Below are 22,570 nucleotides of genomic sequence, written 5' to 3' on the forward strand. Positions count from 1 at the left end.
GGGGGTTGTTGTTTGTGTTGTTGATAGGGTTACGGCGGTTATGGCGGAGGGGAAACGCCCGGTTACATTCCGAACCCGGAAGCTAAGCCTTCCAGCGCTGATGGTACTGCACTCGGGAGGGTGTGGGAGAGTAAGACGCCGCCGGACATCTTCTACGAAGTGGGGGCCCCCCGCCACGGGGGGGGCCCCCCGGGTTTGACCCCCCCCCCCCCCCCGCGCCCCGCCACTCGTGTTTCCACCCGACCCGTCTCGACCCGGGGGAAGGGGGACCGCTTTCCCACGACCCCGACCGACACCGTTACCGGTCAGCCACCCAAACTCACCGCCGCCGAAGCAATCGCCGCGCGCGGGAGTGCACTCCGGCTGATGCCGATCCGCCCCGGCTGCTTGCCGGATCAGTCCCGGCTCTGTACGGCGCTTCGGATCTCCCTGAGCAGCGTGGCGGACTCGTCCAGCGGCCGGCCGGCGAACATGCCCATCGCGATGCTGCCGTGATCGGCCCAGCCGCAGAAGACGAGCTGGCCGTCCCGGATCGGAGCGGTGCCGCACTTCATCACCCCGCCGAGCGGACCTGCGTCCACCTCCCGCACGCCGGCGACCTCGCTCTCCTCCTCCGAGGCCAGGTCGAAGAGGCGGTCCAGATCACGCTCGGGCTGCCAGACCAGGGTCGTACCGCCGAAGAGCAGGACGCTGCGGTCCGGGCCCGCCGGGTCGGCGTACACCGCACCGAAGCTCTCGGCGAAGTTGATTTCGGCGTTGACGGCGGTCCTGAGGTACTCGATCGTCGCCCGGGCGCCCTCGCTCTCGTCCCGGGTGAGACCGGCGACCTCCACCGGGGTGGCGAGGGTGGCGTCCTTCTGCTGCATGATGCGCCAGCCCACGGTGCCGAAGACGGCGGCTCCGGCGACGGTGACCGCGAGCACCGAGCCGAGGACGACCTTCCGGCGGCGTGACGACGGCTTGCCGGCCGCTCCGGCGGCACGAGCCTCGCCGTCGACCGCCGGAGTGACGTCGATCGCCGGAGTGACGTCGATCGCCTCGGTCTCCCGGCCGGTCCGCTGGTGCAGCACGATCGGCTCCGACGTGATCTCGATGGCACCGGAATCGGCCGTGGCACGGCGTTCGGAGCGGGGGGCATCGGACATAGCCGCCACCGTACGCGACGGGAGGTGGCGCACGACGGGCCCGGCGCCCAGGCTCGTAGACTTCGAGGGTGACCGAGACTCTGGATGCGAACCGCACCGCGGCCCCGACCCTTTCCGCCCAGTACCAGCCGGGCGAGGTAGAAGGTCGGCGCTACGAGGAGTGGGTAGCGGCCGGGCGTTTCCGGGCCTCGGCCGACAGCGACAAGCCCCCGTTCACCATCGTCATCCCGCCGCCGAACGTCACCGGCTCGCTGCACATGGGCCACGCCTTCGAGCACACCCTGATGGACGCGCTCACCCGGCGCCGCCGGATGCAGGGCTACGAGGCGCTCTGGCTGCCCGGGATGGACCACGCCGGCATCGCGACCCAGAACCTCGTCGAGCGCCAGCTCGCCGGTGAAGGGCTGTCCCGGCACGACCTCGGCCGGGAGAAGTTCGTCGAGCGGGTCTGGCAGTGGAAGGCCGAGTCGGGCGGCAAGATCCTCGGCCAGATGCGCCGGCTCGGCGACTCCGTCGACTGGGACCGCGAGCGCTTCACCATGGACGAGGGGCTCTCCCGGGCGGTACAGACGATCTTCAAGAAGCTGTACGACGACGGCCTGATCTACCGCGCGGAGCGGATCATCAACTGGTGCCCGCGCTGCCTGACCGCCCTGTCGGACATCGAGGTGGAGCACACCGACGACGACGGTGAACTCGTCTCGATCCGGTACAGCGACGAGGTGGTGGTCGCCACCACCCGGGCCGAGACGATGCTCGGGGACACCGCCGTCGCCGTCCACCCGGACGACGAGCGCTACAAGCACCTGATCGGCACCGAGGTCGAGCTGCCGCTGACCGGCCGGCGGATCCCGATCGTCGGTGACGAGCACGTCGACCCGAGCTTCGGCACCGGCATGGTCAAGGTAACCCCGGCGCACGACCCGAACGACTTCGAGATCGGCCAGCGGCACGACCTGCCGTCCCTGACCGTGATGGACGAGCGGGGCGTCATCACCGCGCCCGGCCCGTTCGAGGGACTCGACCGGTTCGAGGCCCGGCCGGCGATCGTCGCCGCGCTGCGCGAGCAGGGCCGGATCGTGGCGGAGAAGCGGCCGTACGTGCACGCGGTGGGGCACTGCTCGCGGTGCCGTACGACGGTGGAGCCCCGGCTGTCGTTGCAGTGGTTCGTCAACACCGGACCGCTGGCCCGGGCGGCCGGCGACGCGGTGCGGGACGGCCGGGTCAAGATCGAGCCTGCCGACATGGCAAAGCGGTACTTCGCCTGGGTCGACAACATGCACGACTGGTGCATCTCCCGGCAGCTCTGGTGGGGGCACCGGATCCCGGTCTGGTACGGCCCGGACGGCGAGGTGCGCTGCGTCGGCCCGGACGAGGAGCCGCCGACCGGAGAGGGCTGGCACCAGGACCTCGACGTGCTCGACACCTGGTTCTCCAGCGCGCTGTGGCCGTTCTCCACGCTCGGCTGGCCGGAGGCCACGCCCGACCTGGCGAAGTTCTATCCGACCAGCGTGCTGGTGACCGGCTACGACATCCTCTTCTTCTGGGTCGCCCGGATGATGATGTTCGGCCTCTACGCGATGGACGGCCGGCAGCCGTTCGACGTGATCGCGCTGCACGGCATGGTGCGTGACCAGTACGGCAAGAAGATGTCGAAGTCCTTCGGCAACGTGGTCGACCCGCTGGACTGGATCGAGCGGTACGGCGCCGACGCCACCCGGTTCACCCTGGCCCGGGGCGCCAACCCCGGTCAGGACGTGCCGGTCAGCGACGAGTGGTGCCAGGGCTCCCGCAACTTCTGCAACAAGCTCTGGAACGCCACCCGGTTCGCCCTGATGAACGGCGCGCACGTGGCCGGGGAACTGCCGGAGCCGGCCCGGCTCTCGACCGTGGACCGCTGGATCCTCTCCCGGTTGCAGCAGGTCACCGCCGAGGTGGACGAGCAGTTCGAGGCGTACGAGTTCGCCAAGGTCTGCGACGTGCTCTACCACTTCGCCTGGGACGACGTCTGCGACTGGTACGTCGAGCTGGCCAAACCGGTGCTGGCCGCCGGTGGCGAGCCGGCCGAGGTCACCCGCCGGGTGCTCGGACACGTGCTCGACCAACTGCTGCGGCTGCTGCACCCGGTGGTGCCCTTCGTCACCGACGAGCTCTGGACCGCGCTGGCCGGTACCGAGAACGCGGGTGCGGACCCGGCCGGTGCGTCGGTGATGACCGCCGCCTGGCCGGTGGCGGTGCCGGCGCTGCGCGACGAGGCGGCGGAGCGCGAGGTGACCGAACTCCAACGGGTGGTCACCGAGATCCGCCGGTTCCGTTCCGACCAGGGGCTGCGGCCGGCGCAGCGGGTGGCGGCCCGGCTCGACGGGCTCAGCGGGGCCGGCATCGCCGCGCACGAGCCGCTGATCCGCTCGCTCGTCCGGCTGGACGAGCCGGCGCCGGACTTCCGGGCCAGCGCCACGCTTGCCGTCTCCGGCGCGGTGACGGTCGCCCTGGACACCCGGGGTTCGATCGACGTCGCCGCCGAGCGGGCCCGGCTGACCAAGGACCGCGCCGCAGCGGAGAAGGAGATCAGCCAGGCCCGGGCGAAGCTCGACAACCCGGCCTTCCTCGCCAAGGCACCCGCACCGGTGGTCGACAAGATCAGGGACCGGCTGGCGGCGGCCGAGGCGGACCTGCAGCGGGTCGCCACCGCCCTTGCGGCACTCGGCTGACCGGTGGGGGTGACTGGAAGTCGGGTGACCGGTAGTCGGGTGCGGACCGAGGACTTGCGGATGCGGGACGGCGGAGTGTGGTGGCCAGGGCGCGGCGGTCGAGTACAGGCCGGTCGACGGCCTGGTGGTCGAGAGTGTGGCGGTCTGGCGGAACGGGTGGGGGGCGTACGGTGCGGGGGCGAGAGACGCGGTGAGTGAGCGTGCGGAGCGGGCGGCCGAGTTCGCGCAGGTCGAGGCGGAACTGGCCGATCGCGGTTACACCCGGATGGTCTTCGACCTGGGGCGGATCGAGGAACTGCTCGACGTGCTCGGCAGCCCGCAGCGGGCGTACCCGGCGATCCACCTGACCGGGACCAACGGCAAGACGTCGACGGCCCGGATGATCGACTCGCTGCTCCGGGCGTTCGGGCTGCACACCGGCCGGTACACCAGCCCACACCTGGAAACCGTCCGGGAGCGGATCAGCCTGGACGGCGAGCCGATCAGCGAGGACCGTTTCGTCTCGGTCTACCGCGAGGTGGCACCGCTGGCCCGGCTGGTCGACGAGCGCGCCGACGAGCCGCTGACGTACTTCGACATGACCACGGCGCTCGCCTTCGCCACCTTCGCCGACGCCCCGGTCGACGTGGCGGTGGTCGAGGTGGGTCTCGGCGGGGCGGAGGACTCCACCAACGTGCTCGGCGCCGGGATCGCCGTCATCACCCCGATCGGGCTCGACCACACCGAGTGGCTCGGCGACACCATCGCGGACATCGCGCTGCACAAGTCGGGAATCATCCACAAGGGCGCGACGGTGATCTCGGCGGTCCAGCCGGAGGAGGCCGCCGGGCCGATCCTGGAACGCTGTGCCGAGGTGGGCGCCACCATCGCCCGGGAGGGCGGCGAGTTCGGCGTACTGCGCCGGAGCGTGGCGGTCGGCGGCCAGGTGCTGTCGTTGCAGGGCCTCGGCGGGGTCTACGACAACGTCTTCGTACCCCTGCACGGGGCGCACCAGGCGCAGAACGCCGCGATCGCGCTCGCCGCCGTCGAGGCGTTCCTCGGCGCGGGCGCGTCCCGCCAGCTCGACGTCGAGACCGTCCGGCAGGGCTTCGCCACCGCCGACTCACCCGGCCGGCTGGAGCGGGTCCGGTCCGCCCCGACGATCCTGCTCGACGGGGCGCACAACCCGCACGGCATGGCGGCCACCGTCACCGCGCTCCAGGAGGAGTTCGCGTTCAGCCGGCTGATCGCACTGGTCGGCGTACTGGAGGACAAGGACGCCGCGAGCCTGCTCGAACTGCTCGAACCGGTGGTCGACGCGATCGTGGTGACCCGGAACAGCTCGCCGCGGGCGATGCCGGCGGCGGCACTCGGCGAACTGGCCGAGGAGGTCTTCGGGCCGGACCGGGTCGAGGTGGCCGAGGAACTGCCGGACGCGATCGAGGCCGCCGTGGCGCTGGCCGAATCCGACGTGCAGGGGGAACTGAGCGGGGTGGGTGTGCTGGTCACCGGCTCGGTGGTGACCGTTGCCGACGCGCGACGGCTGCTGAAGCGATGAGTGCCCCGGACGAGGCGGCCGACCGGGCCGGACCGGCGGCCGGGGAGGCCGGGTCCGGGCAGCCGCCCGGCCGCGTCGACGGCGGCAGCTCGACGGGTGGCCCCGGTCGCCGGCCCTCCGGGCTGCGAGACCCGGGTCGGGCGGTACGCGGCCTCGGCGCCCTGACGCTGAGCGTCGAGACGCTGGTGCTGCTGCTCGCGATCCAGCCGATCCGACTGCTCGGCGGCGACCTGAGCGGCAGCGCCGTCGGGGTGGTCGTCGGGCTCGCGGTGCTGGCGGTCGTCCTGGCGGGCTGCCTGCGCCGGCCATGGGCCTGGAACGCCGCCACCGTACTTCAGGGGCTGCTGCTGCTCGCCGGCTTCCTGCACTGGTCGCTCGGCGCGCTGGGGCTGATCTTCGCCGCCGTCTGGGCGTACGTCCTGCACGTCCGGCGGGTCATTCTCGGTTGACCCGGCCGCGGCTGGCGTACCACGCACCGCTCAGCCGGTGGCTCGGCTCCGCCACTGGGTGAGCGCGATCCCGTGCCCGTCCGGATCCCGGAACGCGGCGGCCCAGAGTTCGAGTTTGGCGCCCCGGTTGACCGCCCGTGGCGCGTAGGTGAACTTCACGCCCTTGCCGAGGAGTTCCTCGTAGACCGCGGTCACGTCGTTCACCTCCAGGTTGAGGTGGACCAGTCGCCGGTTGATCGGCGCCACCTCGCGGATCGCCCGCAGCACCAGCCGGGTCGCGCCGGAGGCGAGGATGGCGTTGCCCTCGCCTCCGTCGATCTCGAAGAAGCCGAGCAGGTCCCGGTAGAACGCGATCGACCGCTCGAGGTCGGTGACCAGCAGGGTGATCCCGACCCCGGCGATCGGCCCGGACCCGCCGAGCCGGGCCGGCGGCTGGGTGGCGATCAGGTCGGCCAGGATCGCCTCGTCGTCCGAGTCGGCCGCCGGGGCGTCGGACGGCACCGCGCCGGCTCGCGGGTCGAGGTCCGACTCTTGGGTCGACTCGCGGTCCGGGTCAGACGCCGAGGCGCGGCCGGGGGCCGGGGCAGGGTCGTCCAGCGGGATGTCGATCTCGTCGTACGCGATGTCGGCCGGGCCGGCGGAGCGGGGGCCGGAGCCGTGCGCGGCGGCGCCGGACCGGGCGGCATCGGCCGCGGCGGCTTCCGGGGTCGTCGGGGCCGGCGCTTCCCGGTCCGGATCGGCCGGTGCCGCAGCGGTCGCCGGGTCGCCACCGGAGCGGGCCTCCGGGATCGGGGACGGCCCGGGCCGCCCGGTGTCGTCGCCGGGTGTGTCACCGCCACCGGCCTGCGTCGGCGGGACGTCGGGCTCGGTCGGGTGCGGCGCCGGTGGCGCGTCGGGGACCGGTCCGGCAGCGGCCGGGGTCGGGCTGGGGCGGGGCCGGCGGTTCCGGCCGCCCGGACCCGGACCCGGCCGGGAACGGCGGGGCAGTGGCGCGGTGGAGGGCGGGTCGACCAGGGTCCCCTCCAGCACGATGGTCCCGCCGGGGGTCTGCCGCATCACCACCGGCTCCTCGCGGGGCGTGGCCCGGTCGTCCCGGAGCGGCTCCAGGTCGTTCCGGAGCGGGGCGAGATCGTCCTCGGTCAGGGGGTCGTCGACCGGCGGACCGTCCGGTGGTGCGGCGGTGTACGGGTCGTCCCGGCCACCCCGCGCCCACGGCGGCGCCTCCTGCCCGATCAGAATGTCGTCGTCGACCGGGTCGAAGTCGTGGAACTCCGGCGGCAGGTCGCCGCCGGCGGCCGCCTCGGCGTGGGTCAACACCTCGTCCCAGAGGATCCGGACGTGCCGCTGGTCGTCGATCGCCACCATGATCGGCAGGGTGGCGCCGGGGTCCGGCCACTTCGACACCGGTACCCGGGGATCGCGGATCCGCACCGACCGGCCCGGCACCCCCGGCGCGTCGATCACGATCTGGAGTTCGCAGCGGCCGAAGGTCGACGAGGCGGGCGGCTCGGTGACGCTGTGTACGTGTCCGATGCCGGTCACCCAGGCCCGGGGACCGCTGCGTACGGCGGTGACCACGACGAGCGCGATGGCCAGGGCGAGCAGCGCCACCCCGAGTACGGCGATCGCCCAACTACGCATCCCGAAGCCGAACAGGATGACGAAGGTGGCGAAGGTGCCCAGCACAGCGGCGACCAGCTTGCGCACCGGCGCGACCTGGCGGCGTCGACCATCTGCCACAGTGGACCTCCCTGGTTAAGGCCAGGCTAGGCCGGATCTGGCGGGAATGGAACGACCCGGGGCCGGTATGCGGCCCCCGCCACCGGATCAGTCGGGTCGTGCGCTGGCCGGTACGCGCCGACCGGCCCGTACGCCGTCGACCCTCCGGCGTCGGGACTGCTCGGCGGCCGACATACGCTGACGGTGCCCAGCTCTCCGGCCGTACCGAGGGGTCTCCGTGGTCAGCAGCGGTTCCGCCGAGCGTACGTTCGTGTTGATCAAGCCTGACGCGGTACGGCGCCGGCTGGTCAGCGAGATTCTCGGCCGGTTCGAGCGCAAGGGTCTCGGCATCGACGCCATGGCGCTGCGCCGGATGGACGACCGGCTCGCCGAGCTGCACTACGCGGAGCACATCGCACAGCCGTTCTATCCAGCGCTGCGGGAGTTCATCACCTCCGGACCGCTGGTCGCGCTGGTGCTCTCCGGCTCCGGCGCGGTCGGGATGGTCCGTGGCCTGGTCGGCGCGACCGACGGGCGGCGGGCGGTTCCCGGCACGATCCGTGGCGACCTGGCCTGCTCGTCCCGGGAGAACCTGGTGCACGCGGCCGACTCGGTCGAGACCGCCCGCCGGGAGATCGCGCTCTGGTTCCCCGAGTTGACCTGAGCGCCGCCGTGGCGACCTCGATCGCGGTCCGCCGGGCCATCGCGGTGACCTCCTTGCCGGTACCGCCCTGCCCGGCGCCCGGCCGGGGATATCGGGTGGGGGCCGCAGCGGCGGTCGAGTATCGTTGACGGGCACAGGCGTCGACCCGGCCATCACCGGCGAGCCTCCGGAAGAACAGGTGGAAACACCCCAGTAGAACCGGACGGGACCGGCCCGTCACAGCCGGCCAACGAGCGGGTGGTCGATCGCCGACCGCCAAGCGGGGTGGTACCGCGGGCCCACGGCCGCGCCGGTCTCCGGCGTACCAGGGCTCGTCCTCGCAGACCACGGACAGTGAGCTGCGACGAGGAGAGCGACCCGCGATGGCGTACCCGAAGAACGCCCCCGCCGGCACGGGCGTGCCGGCCAGTCCGGAGCTGCCGGCGGTGGAGCAGCGCGTGCTCGACCACTGGGTGGCCGACAAGACCTTCGAGGCCAGCGTCGAGGGCCGCGACCCCGGCCCGAACGGCGCCAACGAATACGTCTTCTACGACGGCCCGCCGTTCGCCAACGGCCTGCCGCACTACGGTCACCTGCTGACCGGCTACGTCAAGGACCTGGTGCCGAGATACCAGACGATGCGGGGCCGGCGGGTGGAGCGGCGCTTCGGCTGGGACTGCCACGGCCTGCCGGCCGAGGTGGAGGCGGAGAAGCAGCTCGGGATCACCACCAAGGCGGAGATCCTCGACCTCGGCGTCGGGCGGTTCAACGACGCCTGCCGGACCTCGGTGCTGGCCTACACCCGGGACTGGGAGCGGTACGTCAACCGGCAGGCCCGGTGGGTCGACTTCGGCAACGACTACAAGACGCTCGACCTCAGCTACATGGAGAGCGTCATGTGGGCGTTCCGCCAGCTCCACGACAAGGGGCTGGTCTACGAGGGGTTCAGCGTGCTGGCGTACTGCTGGCGCTGCGAGACCCCGCTGTCGAACACCGAGACCCGGATGGACGACGTCTACCGGGACCGGCACGACCCGACCCTGACCGTCTGGTTCGAGCTGACCCCGGACGAGTCCGCCCCGGAGCCGCTGCGCGGGCCGGTCCGGGTCGGGGTCTGGACCACCACGCCGTGGACCCTGCCGTCCAACCTGGCGCTCGCGGTCGGCCCGGAGATCGAGTACGCGGTACTGGAGCGGGACGGCCAGCGTTACGTCGTCGGCGCGGCCCGGCTCGGGGCGTACGCGAAGGAGCTGGACGGCTACACCCAGGTCGGCACGGTGCACGGCCGGGACCTGGTCGGCCGCCGCTACACCCCGCTCTACGACTTTCTCGTGGAGCAGGGCGGGCCGAACGCCTACCAGGTGCTCGGCGCCGAGTTCGTCACCACCGAGGACGGCACCGGGGTGGTGCACCTGGCCCCGGCCTTCGGCGAGGACGACCAGAAGGCGTGCAACGCGGCCGGCATCCCGACCGTGGTGACCGTGGACGACCACACCCGGTTCACCGCGCTGGTCCCGCCGTACCAGGGCGAGCAGGTCTTCGACGTGAACAAGTCGGTGATCCGCGAGCTGAAGGAGCGCGGGGTGGTGCTCCGGCAGGACACCTACACGCACGCCTACCCGCACTGCTGGCGCTGCGACACCCCGCTGGTCTACAAGGCGGTCTCCTCCTGGTTCGTGGCCGTCACCAAGGTCAAGGACCGGATGCTGGAGCTGAACCAGCAGATCAGCTGGACTCCGGGACACGTCCGGGACGGTTCGTTCGGCAAGTGGCTGGCGAACGCCCGGGACTGGTCGATCAGCCGGAACCGGTTCTGGGGCTCGCCGATCCCGGTCTGGAAGTCGGACGACCCGCAGTACCCCCGGGTCGACGTCTACGGCTCGCTCGCCGAGCTGGAGGCCGACTTCGGGGTGAAGGTCACCGACCTGCACCGGCCCGGCATCGACGAGCTGACCCGGCCCAACCCGGACGACCCGACCGGGCGCTCCACCATGCGCCGGGTGCCGGAGGTGCTGGACTGCTGGTTCGAGTCCGGCTCGATGCCGTTCGCCCAGGTGCACTACCCGTTCGAGAACCGGGAGTGGTTCGAGCACCACTATCCGGGTGACTTCATCGTCGAGTACGTCCCGCAGGTGCGCGGCTGGTTCTACACCATGCACGTGCTGGCGACCGCCCTCTTCGACCGGCCGGCGTTCCGCAACGCCGTGGTGCACGGCATCGTGCTCGGCTCGGACGGGCGCAAGATGTCCAAGAGCCTGCGCAACTATCCGGACGTCTACGAGATGTTCGACAGCTACGGCTCGGACGCGATGCGCTGGACGCTGATGTCCTCGCCGGTGCTGCGCGGCGGCGACGTGGTGGTCAGCGAGACGACGATCCGGGACTCGGTACGCCAGGTGCTGCTGCCGTACTGGAACGTCTGGTACTTCTTCTCGCTCTACGCGAACGCGGAGGGGTACGAGGCGGTCCGGCGTACCGACTCGACTCACCTGCTCGACCGCTACGTGCTGGCCAAGACCCGGGAGCTGGTCGAGGCGGTGCAGGGGCAGCTCGACGTCTACGACATCTCCGGCGCCTGCGGCACGGTCCGCTCCTTCCTCGACGCGCTGACCAACTGGTACGTCCGGCGGTCCCGGGACCGGTTCTGGTCGGGTGACCGGGACGCCTTCGACACCCTCTACACGGTGCTGGAGACGGTCAGCCGGGTGCTGGCCCCGCTGGCCCCGCTGACCGCCGAGGAGGTCTGGCGCGGGCTGACCGGGGAGCGGTCGGTGCACCTGACCGACTGGCCGGAGGCCGCCGAGTTCCCGGCCGACCACGAGCTGGTCGCCGCGATGGACGCCACCCGGGCGGTCGCCTCGGCGGCGCTGTCGCTGCGCAAGGCGAAGGGGCTGCGGGTCCGGCTGCCGCTGTCGTCGCTGACCGTGGCCAGCCCGGCCGCGGCCGCCCTGCGACCCTTCGCCGACCTGGTCGCCGACGAGGTGAATGTCAAGGCGGTCACCTTCAGCGACGAGCTGGCCAGCTACTGCGAGCAGGTGCTCACGGTGGTGCCCCGGGCGCTCGGCCCCCGGGTCGGCAAGCAGGTGCAGACCGTGATCAGGGCGGTCAAGGCCGGCGACTGGACGCTGGTGGACGGGGTACCGGAGGCGGCCGGGGTGCGGCTGGAGCCGGGCGAGTACGAGCTGAAGCTGGTGCCCGCCGACGCCGAGCACTCGGCCCCGCTGCCCGGCGGGGAGGGCGTGGTGGTGCTGGACACCACCGTCACCCCGGAACTCGCCGCCGAGGGCCTGGCCCGGGACGTCGTACGGGTGGTGCAGCAGGCCCGCCGGGACGCCGGGCTGGACGTGTCGGACCGGATCGAGGTGCTGCTCGCCGCGCCGGCGGAGGTGGCCGCGGCGGTCGAGGCGTACCGGGACTTCGTGGCCCGGGAGGTGCTGGCCGACTCGATCGGCCTTGCCGACCAGGCCGACCCCGCCGCCCTCGCCGACCGGGGCCACAGCTTCGCCGGTGAGGTCGGCGAGGGCGACCGGGTGACGGTGGCGGTACGCCGCCGCTGAGCACTCCGCAGGTCGTCGGCGGTGCTGTCCGACCGGTCCGGGTGGGTGATCGAGACGGTCACCTACGCGGACCGGTCGGGCGTCGGTTAACGTGACAGCGCCCCACTACCTCAACCGCCGGAGGTCCCGTGCCGCTGCTCTACACCATCGGCCAGTACACCGTCGGCACCGCGATGCGGGTTGCCTGGCGTCCGACCGTGGAGGGCCTGGAGAACGTCCCCGCGACCGGCGGCGCGATCTTCGCGGGTAACCACCTCTCGGTCGCCGACGAGCTGTTCCTCGGCTCGGTGGTGCCCCGGCACCTCGCCTTCTGGGCCAAGGCCGAGTATTTCACCGGCACCGGGCTGCGCGGCTGGATCACCCGGTCGGTGATCAGCGGGCTCGGCGCGATCCGGGTGGAACGGGCCGGCGGCCGAGCCGCACTCTCGGCGTTCGACGGGGCGATCCCGGTGCTGCGCGCCGGTGACCTGGTGGCGATCTATCCGGAGGGCACCCGGTCGCCGGACGGCCGGCTCTACCGGGGGCGTACCGGGGTGGCTCGGCTGGCCCTCGCCGCCGAGGTGCCGGTGATCCCGGTCGGGATGATCGGCACCGAACGGGTCCAGCCGATCGGGGCCCGACTGCCCCGGTTGGGCACCGGAAAGGTGACCGTCCGGTTCGGCAAGCCGATGGAGTTCGTCGGCCGCCCGTCGGACCGTACCTCGCTGCGACAGATCACCGACGAGATCATGACGGAGATCCAGAAGCTGACCGGGCAGGAGTACGTGCCCCGGTACGCGCCGGCCCGCAACGCGGCGGAGAACGGCGGCTCGTAGACCTCCGGTCGCCGCCGCTCCCCATCCGCCGGCTCAGCCCGTGCTGGGACCGCCGTCGCCGGAGCCGACCGGGTCCCGCACGATGATGCTCTCCCGCAGCGTCGTCAGCAGCTCGGAGCTGTCCGCTATCGACAGTCGGGTGAAGAGCGCGGTGGCCAGGCTGCCGTGGTCCGCCCAGGTGCAGACCACCACCTCGTCACCGTCGGCCCGGCCCGTGCCGCACCTGCGGTACTCGCCGCGTACGCCGGTCGGCACCGACTCGACCGAGGCGACCCCGTACTCGTCCTGGAGCCGGGTGACCTCTTCCTGCACCGCCGACTCCGGGCTGAGCCGGAAGCCGGTGCTGCCGAAGATGACCACCCGCTTGCCGTTCGAGTCCCGGTACACCCCGGCGAACGCCTCACCGCCGTTGAACCATTTCCGCCCCTGGACCTCCTGCTTCAACCGCTCGGCGGTCTGCCGGCCGGACGCGTTGTCCAGCAGCCGCAGGTCCAGTACCTCGCTGGGCAGCGGATCCTTCGGCGACGCCGGGTACTGGTCCCAGACCGGCTTGGCGTAGTACGCCGGAATGCCGCAGCAGCAGGCGATGCTGAGCAGGGTCAGCGTGAACATCACCCGGGGCCAGCGGCGCCGTCGGCGTACCGGCGGAATGGGTGCGGGCGGCGCCTTGCGGACCGGTGGTGCCTCCGACCGGCGCCGCTGTTTCACCGGCCGGGGCGGGGCGACCGGCGGCGGCGGTGGCTGCTTCCGTGGTGCGGGCGCGGCCGGCGGCCGGGCGGCCCGAGCCGGCGGTGGCGGTGGCGGTGGTGGCGGCGCGCTGTGCGGTGGTGGTGTGCGTGGCGCTGGTGTCGTGCGCGGTGCGGGGCTGGTGCGCGGCGGGGGCGGCGGTGGGCTGGTCGGCGCGGGAAAACGCCGGGTCACCGGCAACTGCCGGGCCGGGGGTGGGCTGACCGGCGCGTCGTAGCCGACCGGTGGATGACTCGCTGTCGGCGGGTGGCCGGCGACCGGCGGGTACGGCGGGTGCGCGTCCCACGGATCGTCGGCGGCACCGGCCCAGGGGTCGACCGGGGTGGGGATCTCGTCCTCGTCCGCCTCGACGGCCGGCATCCGCAGGGTGGGATCGGGCGGCCGGGTCCGCGCGGTCGGCGCCGCCGCCGCGCCGTCGTCGGCCTTGTCGGCGTCGCCCCGGAACCAGCGACGCCTGCGGGGCCGGGGCGGTGGTACGGCTGCCGAGCCGGTCCAACGCGGCGCCGCGACCCGGGTAGGAGCCGGTTCGTCGTCCTCCGGCGGTGACACCACCCGGGTACCGGCTTCGGCCGGCTCGGGGCCACCGGTGGTCGGGTCTGGGCCGGTGGCGGCCGTGGACGCGGACGGCGCGTCATCGGCCGGAGACGGCGGTCCGTCGACCGCGGAGGGTGAGTCTTCGACCACCTGGCGTCCGGTGGGGGCGGAGTGCGGTTCCTCGCCCGGTGGACGTTCGGTGGCGGCCGGGAGCGGACCTCCTGTTGGGGACTTCTCGTCGGCGCCGGTCGAGGGCGGCACCGGCCCGTCGGGCCCGGCGGGTGCGGCGGTGGTGGGGGCGGAAACGGAGGCCGTGGGGTCGGGTGACCGCGTCGTCGGCCGGGTGGGTTGGCCGAGTTCGGCGTCGGCGGACCCGTCGGCGGAACCGTCCGGTCCGGCCGTGTCGTCCGCCGCCGTCTTGTCGACGGCCGTGTCGTCCACCGTCGTGTTGTCCACCGCCGTGTCGTCCACGGCCGTGTCGTCCACCGCCGTGTCGTCCACCGCCGTGTCGTCCACGGCCGTGTCGTCCACGGCCGTGTCGTCCACGGCCGTGTCGTCCGGGTCACCGATCCGACCGTGCCGGTCAGCGGCTGGACCCTCCTGCCGCTCGGCGGCTCGGCCGTTCCGCTCGTCGCCGGCTCGATCGTCCTGCTGGTCACCGGCCGGAGCGTGCTGGTCGCCGGACGCCATGGTCGCCGATCCGTCGGCCGGGGGCGGTCCGGCCGGCGTGGCTCGGCACGCCGGTACGGTCTCCTCCGGCTGGGGCTGGGGCATTGTGCGGATCTCCTCTCGCGCCCGTCCGAGGTTAGTACCGCCCGACCAATCGGTCGTTCGACGCCGGATCGTACGAGCGTCTCAGACGGCGGGGAATCCCGGCGAGCAGGCGTGGGTGGCACGTCCGGGCAGAAACACCGCGGCGGGAGAAGCGTGGGGACTACCGCGCCGCGGTGCCGGGTCGGCGCGTACCCTGAATGGTTGGTGTTCCAGCGGATTGTTTCGGGAGGTTCCATGAGCGCCGCGTCGTCTGCCGCGGAAAGGTCAGCGGCGATGACGGTCTGGCCGCAGCTCGAGCAACTGCTGCCCCAGGTCAGCAAGCCGATCCAGTACGTCGGTGGCGAGCTGGGCGCGGTGGTGAAGGAGTGGGAGTCGGCGGTCGTCCGTTGGGCGCTGATGTATCCGGACGCGTACGAGGTGGGTCTGCCGAACCAGGGCGTGCAGATCCTCTACGAGGTGCTCAACGAGCTGCCGGACGTGCTGGCCGAGCGGACGTACGCGGTCTGGCCCGACCTGGAGCGGCTGATGCGGACGCACGGCGTGCCGCAGTTCACCGTCGAGGCTCACCGGCCGGTCGGCGCCTTCGACCTCTTCGGGATCTCCTTCGCCACCGAGCTGGGCTACACCAACCTGCTCACCGCGATCGACCTGGCCGGGATCCCGCTGCTCTCCGCCGACCGCACCGACGACCACCCGGTGATCGTGGCCGGCGGGCACGCCGCGTTCAACCCGGAGCCGATCGCGGACTTCATCGACGCGGCGGTGCTCGGTGACGGCGAGGAAGCCGTACTGGAGATCACCGAGATCGTCCGGGCCTGGAAGGAGGAGGGCAGCCCCGGCGGGCGGGACGAGCTGCTGCTCCGGCTGGCCCGGACCGAGAGCGTCTACGTGCCGCGCTTCTACGACGTCGACTACCTGCCCGACGGCCGGATCCAGCGGGTCGTGCCGAACCGGGCGGACGTGCCGTTCCGGGTACACAAGCGCACGACGATGGACCTGGACGCCTGGCCGTACCCGAAGAAGCCGATCGTGCCGCTCGCCGAGACCGTGCACGAGCGGTACGCGGTGGAGATCTTCCGGGGTTGCACCCGGGGCTGCCGGTTCTGCCAGGCCGGCATGATCACCCGTCCGGTACGGGAACGCTCGATCACCACGGTCGGCCAGATGGTGCGGGACGGTCTGGAATACTCCGGCTTCCACGAGGTGGGGCTGCTGTCGCTCTCGTCGGCCGACCACTCCGAGATCGGCGACATGTGCTCCGGCCTCGCCCAGCAGTACGAGGGCACCAACGTCTCGCTCTCGCTGCCCTCGACCCGGGTCGACGCCTTCAACATCGAGCTGGCCCAGGAGCTGTCCCGCAACGGCCGGCGTACCGGCCTGACCTTCGCCCCCGAGGGCGGCTCGGAGCGGATCCGCAAGGTGATCAACAAGATGGTGTCGGAGGAGGATCTCATCCGCACCGTGGTCACCGCCTACACCAACGGGTGGCGGCAGGTGAAGCTCTACTTCATGTGCGGACTGCCGACGGAGGAGGACGCCGACGTACTCCAGATCGCCCGGCTCGCGCACGAGGTGATCAAGGCCGGCCGCGCGGCCACCGGCTCCAAGGACATCCGCTGCACCGTGTCGATCGGCGGGTTCGTCCCCAAGCCGCACACCCCGTTCCAGTGGGCCCCGATGGAGCGCCCCGAGGTGATCGACAACCGGCTCAGGCTGCTCAAGCAGGCGATCAACTCCGACCGGTCGCTCGGCCGGGCGATCGGTTACCGCTATCACGACGGCGAGCCGTCGCTGATCGAGGGGCTGCTCAGCCGGGGTGACCGCCGGGTCGGTGCGGTGATCAGGCGGGTCTGGGAGAACGGCGGCCGGTTCGACGGCTGGAGCGAGCACTTCTCCTACCGGCGCTGGGTCGACGCCGCCGCCGAGGTGCTGCCGACCTTCGGGGTGGACCTCGACTGGTACACCGTCCGGGAGCGGGAGCAGACCGAGGTGCTGCCCTGGGACCACCTTGACTCCGGCCTGGACAAGGACTGGCTCTGGCAGGACTGGCAGGACGCCCTCACCGAGTACGAGCAGGACGACTGCCGGTGGACCCCGTGCTTCGACTGCGGCGTCTGCCCGTCCATGGACACCGAGATCCAGATCGGCCCGACCGGCAAGAAACTGCTGCCGCTGACGCCGGTCAACACCGGCCTGCGGCTGCCGGCCGGCGCCGGACACTGACCTGGACCGTTCCCTGCGGAGCAGTCGGCTCCGCGGGGCACGGGCGCACCCCGACCACCCGTATCCGAGGAGCGGCACGATCAGCAGAAAACCACAGCCGGAGGGCGGCCAGGCGCCGGTCGTACAGCGGATCCGAATCAGGTACGCCAAACGCGGTCCGCTGCGGTTCACCTCGCACCGGGACTTCGCCCGGGCCTTCGAGCGCGCGTTGCGCCGGGCCGGCGTACCGGTGGCGTTCTCGCAGGGCTTCACCCCGCATCCGAAGATCTCCTACGCCAGCGCGGCCCCGACCGGGGTGGCCAGCGAGGCGGAGTACCTGGAGATCGGGCTCCAGCGGTCGGTGGATCCGGCCGAGCTGCGGGCCGCCCTGGACGCGGTGCTCTCGCCCGGACTCGACGTACTGGACGCGGTGGTGGCCGGTGCCGGCAGCCTCGCCGACCGGATCGACGCCTCCCGCTGGCGCATCGAACTGCCCGGTGTCGCGCCGGATGTCCTTCGTGCCGCCGTGTCGACATTTCTGGCCGCCTCCGAGGTGCTGGTCGAGCGGATGACCAAGCAGGGACGACGCGTCTTCGACACCCGCGCCGCTGTGACGGCCATCGATGTGATCGAGAGGACCGAGGCACCTTCCGGGGTCGCGGGCGTACCGTGTGCGATACTCGAAGTGGTCGTACGGCAGGTCACCCCGTCCGTACGGCCCGATGACGTCCTTTCCGGCCTCCGCGTGGTGGCCGACCTGGAGCCGCCGGTGCCGCCGAGGGCGACCCGGCTGGCACAGGGCACGCTGACCGCGCAGGGGGAGATCGTCGATCCGTTGGAGGCGGATCGCGACGGGACCGCCATCGGCGAACGCCAGCCGGAAGCCCGGCCGGCGGTCAGGTAGGCAGACTTCGGCGACCCGGTCACCTTGACGCGTCACCGGAAATACTTTGCGGCAACCCTGCGTGGCAGCGCTCACCCGCGCCCGGGGAAGCCAGAACTGGAGAACGTCCATGCTCGAGAACGAGCCAGAGGGCGGAGACCGGACCGGCGCAGAGCCGGCCGTCGACGCCTCCACCGCAAGCGGCAACACCGGTGGCACCGGCGACACCGGTAGCACGGGAGACACCGGGAACACAGGCGCCGGGAGCGCCGGCCCGGAGAGCGGCGGCCCGGAGAGCGGCGGTGCCGAGGCGCCCGCCCGTCGGCGTACCACCCGGCGCCGCACGTCCAGCCCGTCCAGTGAGCCGGCGCCGACCGGCGTACCGGCCGAGGCGCCCAGTACGGCCCGGAGCACCAGCGGAGAGGCGCCCGACGCCGAGGTGCTGGCCCCGGTGGCCGCTGACATCGAACCCGCCCCGAAAGCGACCCGTCGGCGCCGCAAGGCCACCACGGCGGAGAAGAAGGACGACACCGGTCTTCCGGCCGGGGAGTCGGCCGCGGCCGCTGACCCGGGTACCTCCGCCGCCGGTGCCGACGACGCGACCGCGACCGAAGCCGTACCGCCGGTGAAGGTGACGCGTACCCGCCGGAAGAAGGCGGCGCCGCCGGCCGAACCGACCGAGGCGGCCGCCGCCCCGGCGCAGGCCGTCGAGAGCGCACCGGCGACGGCCGGCGAGGTCCCGGTGACCGGGTCCGACGTCGGCGCCCCGGCTGCCGCCGAACCGACCGGCGGGGCCGGCCTGCCGGCGGCCGGCGGTCCGACCGAGGTCGAGGCCGAGGTGGCCGAGGAGACGCCCCGTGGGCGTCGGCGCCGCGCGGCGCTCTCCGCCCCCACCGTGCTGTTCATGGCTCCGGAGCCGGAGACCCCGCCGGTCCGGGTCGGTGCGGCGGTCGAGCCGACCGCCGCGACCCGGCCGACCGAGGTCGAGGTCGAGGCCGAGGGTGAGCCGGTCGAGCCCGTCGAGGGCACCCGGCGGCGTCGCCGTGGCCGGCGTGCTGCCGAGCCGACCGTGCCGGAGGCCGAGGTGGAGGCCGAGGCCGAGGCGGTGGCCGACGAGGAGGCGGTGGACGTCACCGACTCCGACGTCGAGGCCGACGAGGACGAGGAGAGCGCGGCGGCCCGGCGTCGGCGGCGACGCGGCCGCCGGGGTCGGGGCCGGGGCAAGGGCGGTGCCGACGACGTCGAGGACTCCGAGGAGGGCGACGAGCCGGCGGCCCAGGCCGAGGAGGGCGCCGACGACGAGGACGAGGACGGCGAGGCCGGCGACGGGGTGACCCGGCGTCGCCGCCGGCGCCGCCGCAAGGGCGCCGGGGAGACCGACGGTGCGGCGGACGACGGCGTACACACGGTTATCAAGATCCGCGAGCCCCGCAGGACCGTGGACGAGGTGCAGGGCGTCTCCGGCTCGACCCGGCTGGAGGCCAAGCGCCAGCGCCGCCGGGACGGTCGCGAGCAGCGGCGTACCCGGCCGCCGATCCTGAGCGAGTCGGAGTTCCTGGCCCGCCGGGAGGCGGTCGACCGGGTGATGGCGGTACGCCAGCGCGGCGACCGGACCCAGATCGCCGTACTGGAGGACGGGGTGCTGGTCGAGCACTACGTCACCCGCGCCTCCGCCGGCACGATGGCCGGCAACGTCTACCTCGGCAAGGTGCAGAACGTGCTGCCCAGCATGGAGGCGGCCTTCGTCGACGTCGGGCGCGGCCGCAACGCGGTGCTCTACGCCGGCGAGGTCAACTGGGACACCACCGGCCTGGAGGGGCGGGCCCGCTCGATCGAGCAGGCGCTGCGCTCCGGCGACTCGGTGCTGGTGCAGGTCACCAAGGACCCGATCGGGCACAAGGGCGCCCGGCTGACCAGCCACATCGCGCTCTCCGGACGGCACCTCGTCTACGTGCCGCACGGCAACGCCTCGGGGATCAGCCGCAAGCTGCCCGACACCGAGCGCAAGCGGCTGCGGGACATCCTGAAGAAGCTGGTCCCGGACGGTGCCGGCGTGATCGTCCGGACCGCCGCCGAGGGCGCCAGCGAGGACGAGCTGGCCCGGGACGTGAAGCGGCTCCAGGCGCAGTGGGAGGACATCCAGGCGAAGGCGGCCGAGGGTGGCGCCCCGGTGCTGCTCTACGAGGAGCCCGACCTGGTGATCCGGGTGGTCCGGGACCTGTTCAACGAGGACTTCCGCGAGCTGGTCGTGCAGGGCGACGAGTCGTACGACATGGTCGAGTCGTACCTCTCGCACGTCTCGCCCGACCTGGTGCCCCGGCTGCGCCGGCACACCGGTACGGCGGACGTCTTCGCCGAGCGGCGGATCGACGAGCAGATCCTCAAGGGGCTGGACCGGAAGGTCTTCCTGCCCTCCGGCGGCCACCTGGTGATCGACCGTACCGAGGCGATGACGGTGATCGACGTCAACACCGGCAAGTACACCGGTGCCGGCGGCAACCTGGAGGAGACGGTCACCCGGAACAATCTGGAGGCGGCCGAGGAGATCGTCCGGCAGCTCCGCCTCCGTGACCTGGGCGGCATCGTCGTGATCGACTTCATCGACATGGTGCTGGAGTCGAACCGGGACCTGGTGCTGCGCCGGCTCACCGAGTGCCTGGGCCGGGACCGGACCAAGCACCAGGTGACCGAGATCACCTCGCTCGGCCTGGTCCAGATGACCCGGAAGCGGATCGGTGCCGGGCTGCTGGAGGCGTTCAGCGAGACCTGCGACTGCTGCAAGGGCCGCGGCGTGATCATCCACACCGAGCCGGTGCCGGAGAAGTCCCGCCCGGGCGCGGGGGACAAGGTGAAAGCGGTCGCCTCGGCCACCGGTACCTCGGCACCGGCCGCCGCGGCGACGACCTCGGAGGCACCGGCCGGCAGCGGTCGGCGCCGGGGCCGCAAGGCGGCCGCGCCGGAGCGGGTCGTCGTCGAGGTCTCGGAGTACGAGGACACCATGGGGTACGACCTGTCCCGCTACGAGGCGGAGAGTCCCGAGGCCGGCGACGTCGTCGAGGCCACACCGGCCGAGTCGATGCGCCTGGCCGGTGCCGGTGACCCGGACGGGATCGAGGACACCGGTGACCTGGACGGTGAGGCCGAGGGTGCGGAGGTCGGCGGCGGTCGTCGCCGGGCCCGGCGTGGTGGTACCCGCCGCCGCACCCGCCCCTGACCCGGCGCCGGGGGGGGGGGCCCCTTGGACCCCCCCCCGCCCGCGGGGGGCGGGGGGCCCCCCCCCCCCCCCCCCCCCCCGGCCCGGGGGGGGGGGGGCGCCCCCGCGCCCCCCCCCCCCCCCCGCTGGTGGCTAGGCTGGGCACTCCCTCGCGAATCCTCGGCCGGGCGCCCGACCACCGTCGGCACCGCCCCGCTCGGGACCAGCCGCACCCCCGACAGGAGAAGACCATGCGACGCCTGCTGGTGACCGCCGCTATCGCCACCGCGCTGTTCGCGGCGGCCGGCTGCTCGGGCGAGCGGGACGGTGTCGCCGGGCCCGGCCCCTCCGGCGCCCCGTCGGCCGGCGTGCCGTCGTCGTCGGCGACCGCGGCGCCGGGTGCCAGCCCGGGCGGTCCGGCCGGGGCACCGCCGGTGGAGACCAGCCCGGCCGGCGGCAACGGCAAGGAGGTCTGCGCGGCGGCCACCAAGGCCGCCACCTCCTCCGTGCAGACCTTCGTCTCCGAGCTGGGCAAGTCGCTCCAGGCGGCGGGGAGCGGCGACACCGCCGGGGCGCAGGCGGCCCAGCGCAAGGCGGAGGCGGCGTTGCAGACCTGGGGTGCCGCGATGCGGGAGCAGTCCGCCCGGGCCACCGACGAGCGGCTCAAGGCGGTACTGGCCGAGATCGCCACCGAGGTCGGCGCGATGAAGGCCAGCGTCGAGTCGGTCGACGAGAACAAGCTCCAGCAGTTGCAGCAGCGGCTGGACGCGCTCTGCCCGAGCTGATCCCGACCGGCCCGGCAGCGCCGAGGAGAGCGGCGACCCTGGTCACCGGGCGCGCCGAGCGGTCCGGGGGACGGGCCCGGTTTGGGTGAGCGGCCCGTCATGGCGTACGCTAACCTGCGGCGCTGATTACGCGCCACGTTCTCGCGTGCCCCGCCCCGCACCCCAGTGCGGTCGAGCGGGCCGTCGCGAACAACCACCCGCAGCCTCAACGACAGGGAGTCCGCGTCCGATGTACGCGATCGTCAAGACCGGCGGCAAGCAGTACAAGGTCGCCGAGGGCGACGTGATCGAGGTCGAGAAGCTGGTCGGCCAGCCCGGCGACGCGATCAAGCTCGCCGCCGTCCTCCTCGTCGACGGGGACAACCTGGTGACCGACGCCGCGCAGCTGGCCAAGGTCGCGGTGTCCGGCGAGATCGCCGCACACACCAAGGGTCCGAAGATCCGGATCCACAAGTTCAAGAACAAGACCGGCTACCACAAGCGCCAGGGTCACCGCCAGCCGCTGACCCAGGTCAAGGTGACCGGCATCTCCAACGGCAAGTAAGCCCCAGCGGAAAGACAGGTCGTCCTCAGATGGCTCACAAAAAGGGTGCGTCCAGCTCGCGGAACGGTCGCGACTCCGCGGCGCAGCGACTCGGCGTCAAGCGGTTCGGTGGGCAGGTCGTCAGCGCCGGCGAGATCCTGATTCGGCAGCGGGGCACCAAGTTCCACCCCGGTGACCTGGTCGGTCGCGGCGGCGACGACACGCTCTTCGCGCTGGCCGCCGGTGCGGTCCAGTTCGGCACCAAGCGCGGCCGCAAGGTCGTCAGCATCGTGCCGTCCGAGCGGTAACGTCAGTTTTTCCGGCGGAGCGGGCCGCGGACCTGGTGTCCGGGC

The 22,570-nt window shown here is 72.7% G+C and carries 15 protein-coding genes and 1 rRNA gene; 13 read left to right on the forward strand and 3 right to left on the reverse strand.

The genetic code is table 11. The features are described from left to right. The first annotated feature begins 30 nt into the window (after window positions 1-30). Window positions 31-147, forward strand: a 5S ribosomal RNA gene (rrf, locus tag V1634_RS28965). Window positions 148-395: 248 nt separating this feature from the next. Here rrf and V1634_RS28970 read toward each other — a convergent pair. Next, the gene (locus V1634_RS28970) at window positions 396-1,145 is read right to left on the reverse strand and encodes a hypothetical protein (RefSeq protein ID WP_331210904.1); all 750 of its coding nucleotides are present in this window, start codon (window positions 1,143-1,145) and stop codon (window positions 396-398) included. A 68-nt stretch (window positions 1,146-1,213) separates the two neighbouring features. Between V1634_RS28970 and V1634_RS28975 the strand changes: the two genes are divergently transcribed. The 3 genes from V1634_RS28975 (at window position 1,214) to V1634_RS28985 (ending at window position 5,842) form a co-directional block, all read left to right on the forward strand. Further along, complete coding sequence (locus V1634_RS28975; RefSeq protein ID WP_331210905.1) at window positions 1,214-3,856, forward strand: valine--tRNA ligase; 2,643 nt, start codon at window positions 1,214-1,216, stop codon at window positions 3,854-3,856. Window positions 3,857-4,121: 265 nt separating this feature from the next. Further along, a complete protein-coding gene (locus V1634_RS28980) occupies window positions 4,122-5,393 on the forward strand; it encodes a bifunctional folylpolyglutamate synthase/dihydrofolate synthase (protein WP_331210955.1) in 1,272 nt (423 codons plus the stop codon). Next, window positions 5,390-5,842, forward strand: coding sequence for a DUF4233 domain-containing protein (locus V1634_RS28985; RefSeq protein WP_331210906.1), 453 nt, complete (start codon window positions 5,390-5,392; stop codon window positions 5,840-5,842). The genes V1634_RS28980 and V1634_RS28985 overlap by 4 nt, the downstream gene beginning before the upstream one ends. 30 nt (window positions 5,843-5,872) lie before the next feature. Here the strand turns inward: V1634_RS28985 and V1634_RS28990 are convergent, their stop codons facing one another. Beyond that, a complete protein-coding gene (locus V1634_RS28990) occupies window positions 5,873-7,582 on the reverse strand; it encodes a VOC family protein (RefSeq protein ID WP_331210907.1) in 1,710 nt (569 codons plus the stop codon). A gap of 217 nt (window positions 7,583-7,799) precedes the next feature. Here V1634_RS28990 and ndk point away from each other — a divergent pair, with 217 nt between their 5' ends. From ndk to V1634_RS29005, 3 genes are all read left to right on the forward strand, one after another. Continuing rightward, window positions 7,800-8,225: a nucleoside-diphosphate kinase gene (gene ndk, locus V1634_RS28995; RefSeq protein ID WP_331210908.1), complete on the forward strand. Its 426-nt coding sequence runs from the start codon at window positions 7,800-7,802 to the stop codon at window positions 8,223-8,225. Between the two features lie 362 nt (window positions 8,226-8,587). Then, window positions 8,588-11,761 carry an isoleucine--tRNA ligase gene (gene ileS / locus V1634_RS29000; RefSeq protein ID WP_331210909.1) on the forward strand — a complete coding sequence of 1,058 codons (3,174 nt, stop codon included), beginning with the start codon at window positions 8,588-8,590 and terminating at the stop codon, window positions 11,759-11,761. A gap of 128 nt (window positions 11,762-11,889) precedes the next feature. Further along, window positions 11,890-12,576, forward strand: coding sequence for a lysophospholipid acyltransferase family protein (locus V1634_RS29005; RefSeq protein ID WP_331210910.1), 687 nt, complete (start codon window positions 11,890-11,892; stop codon window positions 12,574-12,576). A 33-nt stretch (window positions 12,577-12,609) separates the two neighbouring features. Here V1634_RS29005 and V1634_RS29010 read toward each other — a convergent pair whose 3' ends face one another. Continuing rightward, the gene (locus V1634_RS29010; protein WP_331210911.1) at window positions 12,610-14,631 is read right to left on the reverse strand and encodes a hypothetical protein; all 2,022 of its coding nucleotides are present in this window, start codon (window positions 14,629-14,631) and stop codon (window positions 12,610-12,612) included. A 234-nt stretch (window positions 14,632-14,865) separates the two neighbouring features. Here V1634_RS29010 and V1634_RS29015 point away from each other — a divergent pair, with 234 nt between their 5' ends. The 6 genes from V1634_RS29015 (at window position 14,866) to rpmA (ending at window position 22,525) form a co-directional block, all read left to right on the forward strand. Continuing rightward, entirely contained in the window at window positions 14,866-16,854 is a 1,989-nt protein-coding gene (locus V1634_RS29015; protein WP_331210912.1) for a TIGR03960 family B12-binding radical SAM protein, read from the forward strand. Window positions 16,855-16,990: 136 nt separating this feature from the next. Further along, a complete protein-coding gene (locus tag V1634_RS29020; protein WP_331210956.1) occupies window positions 16,991-17,737 on the forward strand; it encodes a TIGR03936 family radical SAM-associated protein in 747 nt (248 codons plus the stop codon). A gap of 109 nt (window positions 17,738-17,846) precedes the next feature. Beyond that, window positions 17,847-20,930: an Rne/Rng family ribonuclease gene (locus V1634_RS29025; protein ID WP_331210913.1), complete on the forward strand. Its 3,084-nt coding sequence runs from the start codon at window positions 17,847-17,849 to the stop codon at window positions 20,928-20,930. A gap of 230 nt (window positions 20,931-21,160) precedes the next feature. Further along, complete coding sequence (locus V1634_RS29030) at window positions 21,161-21,694, forward strand: hypothetical protein (protein WP_331210914.1); 534 nt, start codon at window positions 21,161-21,163, stop codon at window positions 21,692-21,694. Between the two features lie 229 nt (window positions 21,695-21,923). Further along, window positions 21,924-22,238, forward strand: coding sequence for a 50S ribosomal protein L21 (rplU, locus tag V1634_RS29035; protein ID WP_101367568.1), 315 nt, complete (start codon window positions 21,924-21,926; stop codon window positions 22,236-22,238). Window positions 22,239-22,267: 29 nt separating this feature from the next. Beyond that, entirely contained in the window at window positions 22,268-22,525 is a 258-nt protein-coding gene (gene rpmA / locus V1634_RS29040; RefSeq protein ID WP_101367567.1) for a 50S ribosomal protein L27, read from the forward strand. Window positions 22,526-22,570 lie beyond the last annotated feature (45 nt).

Origin of the sequence: Plantactinospora veratri (assembly GCF_036421995.1) — a bacterium.
Lineage (GTDB): Bacteria > Actinomycetota > Actinomycetes > Mycobacteriales > Micromonosporaceae > Plantactinospora > Plantactinospora veratri.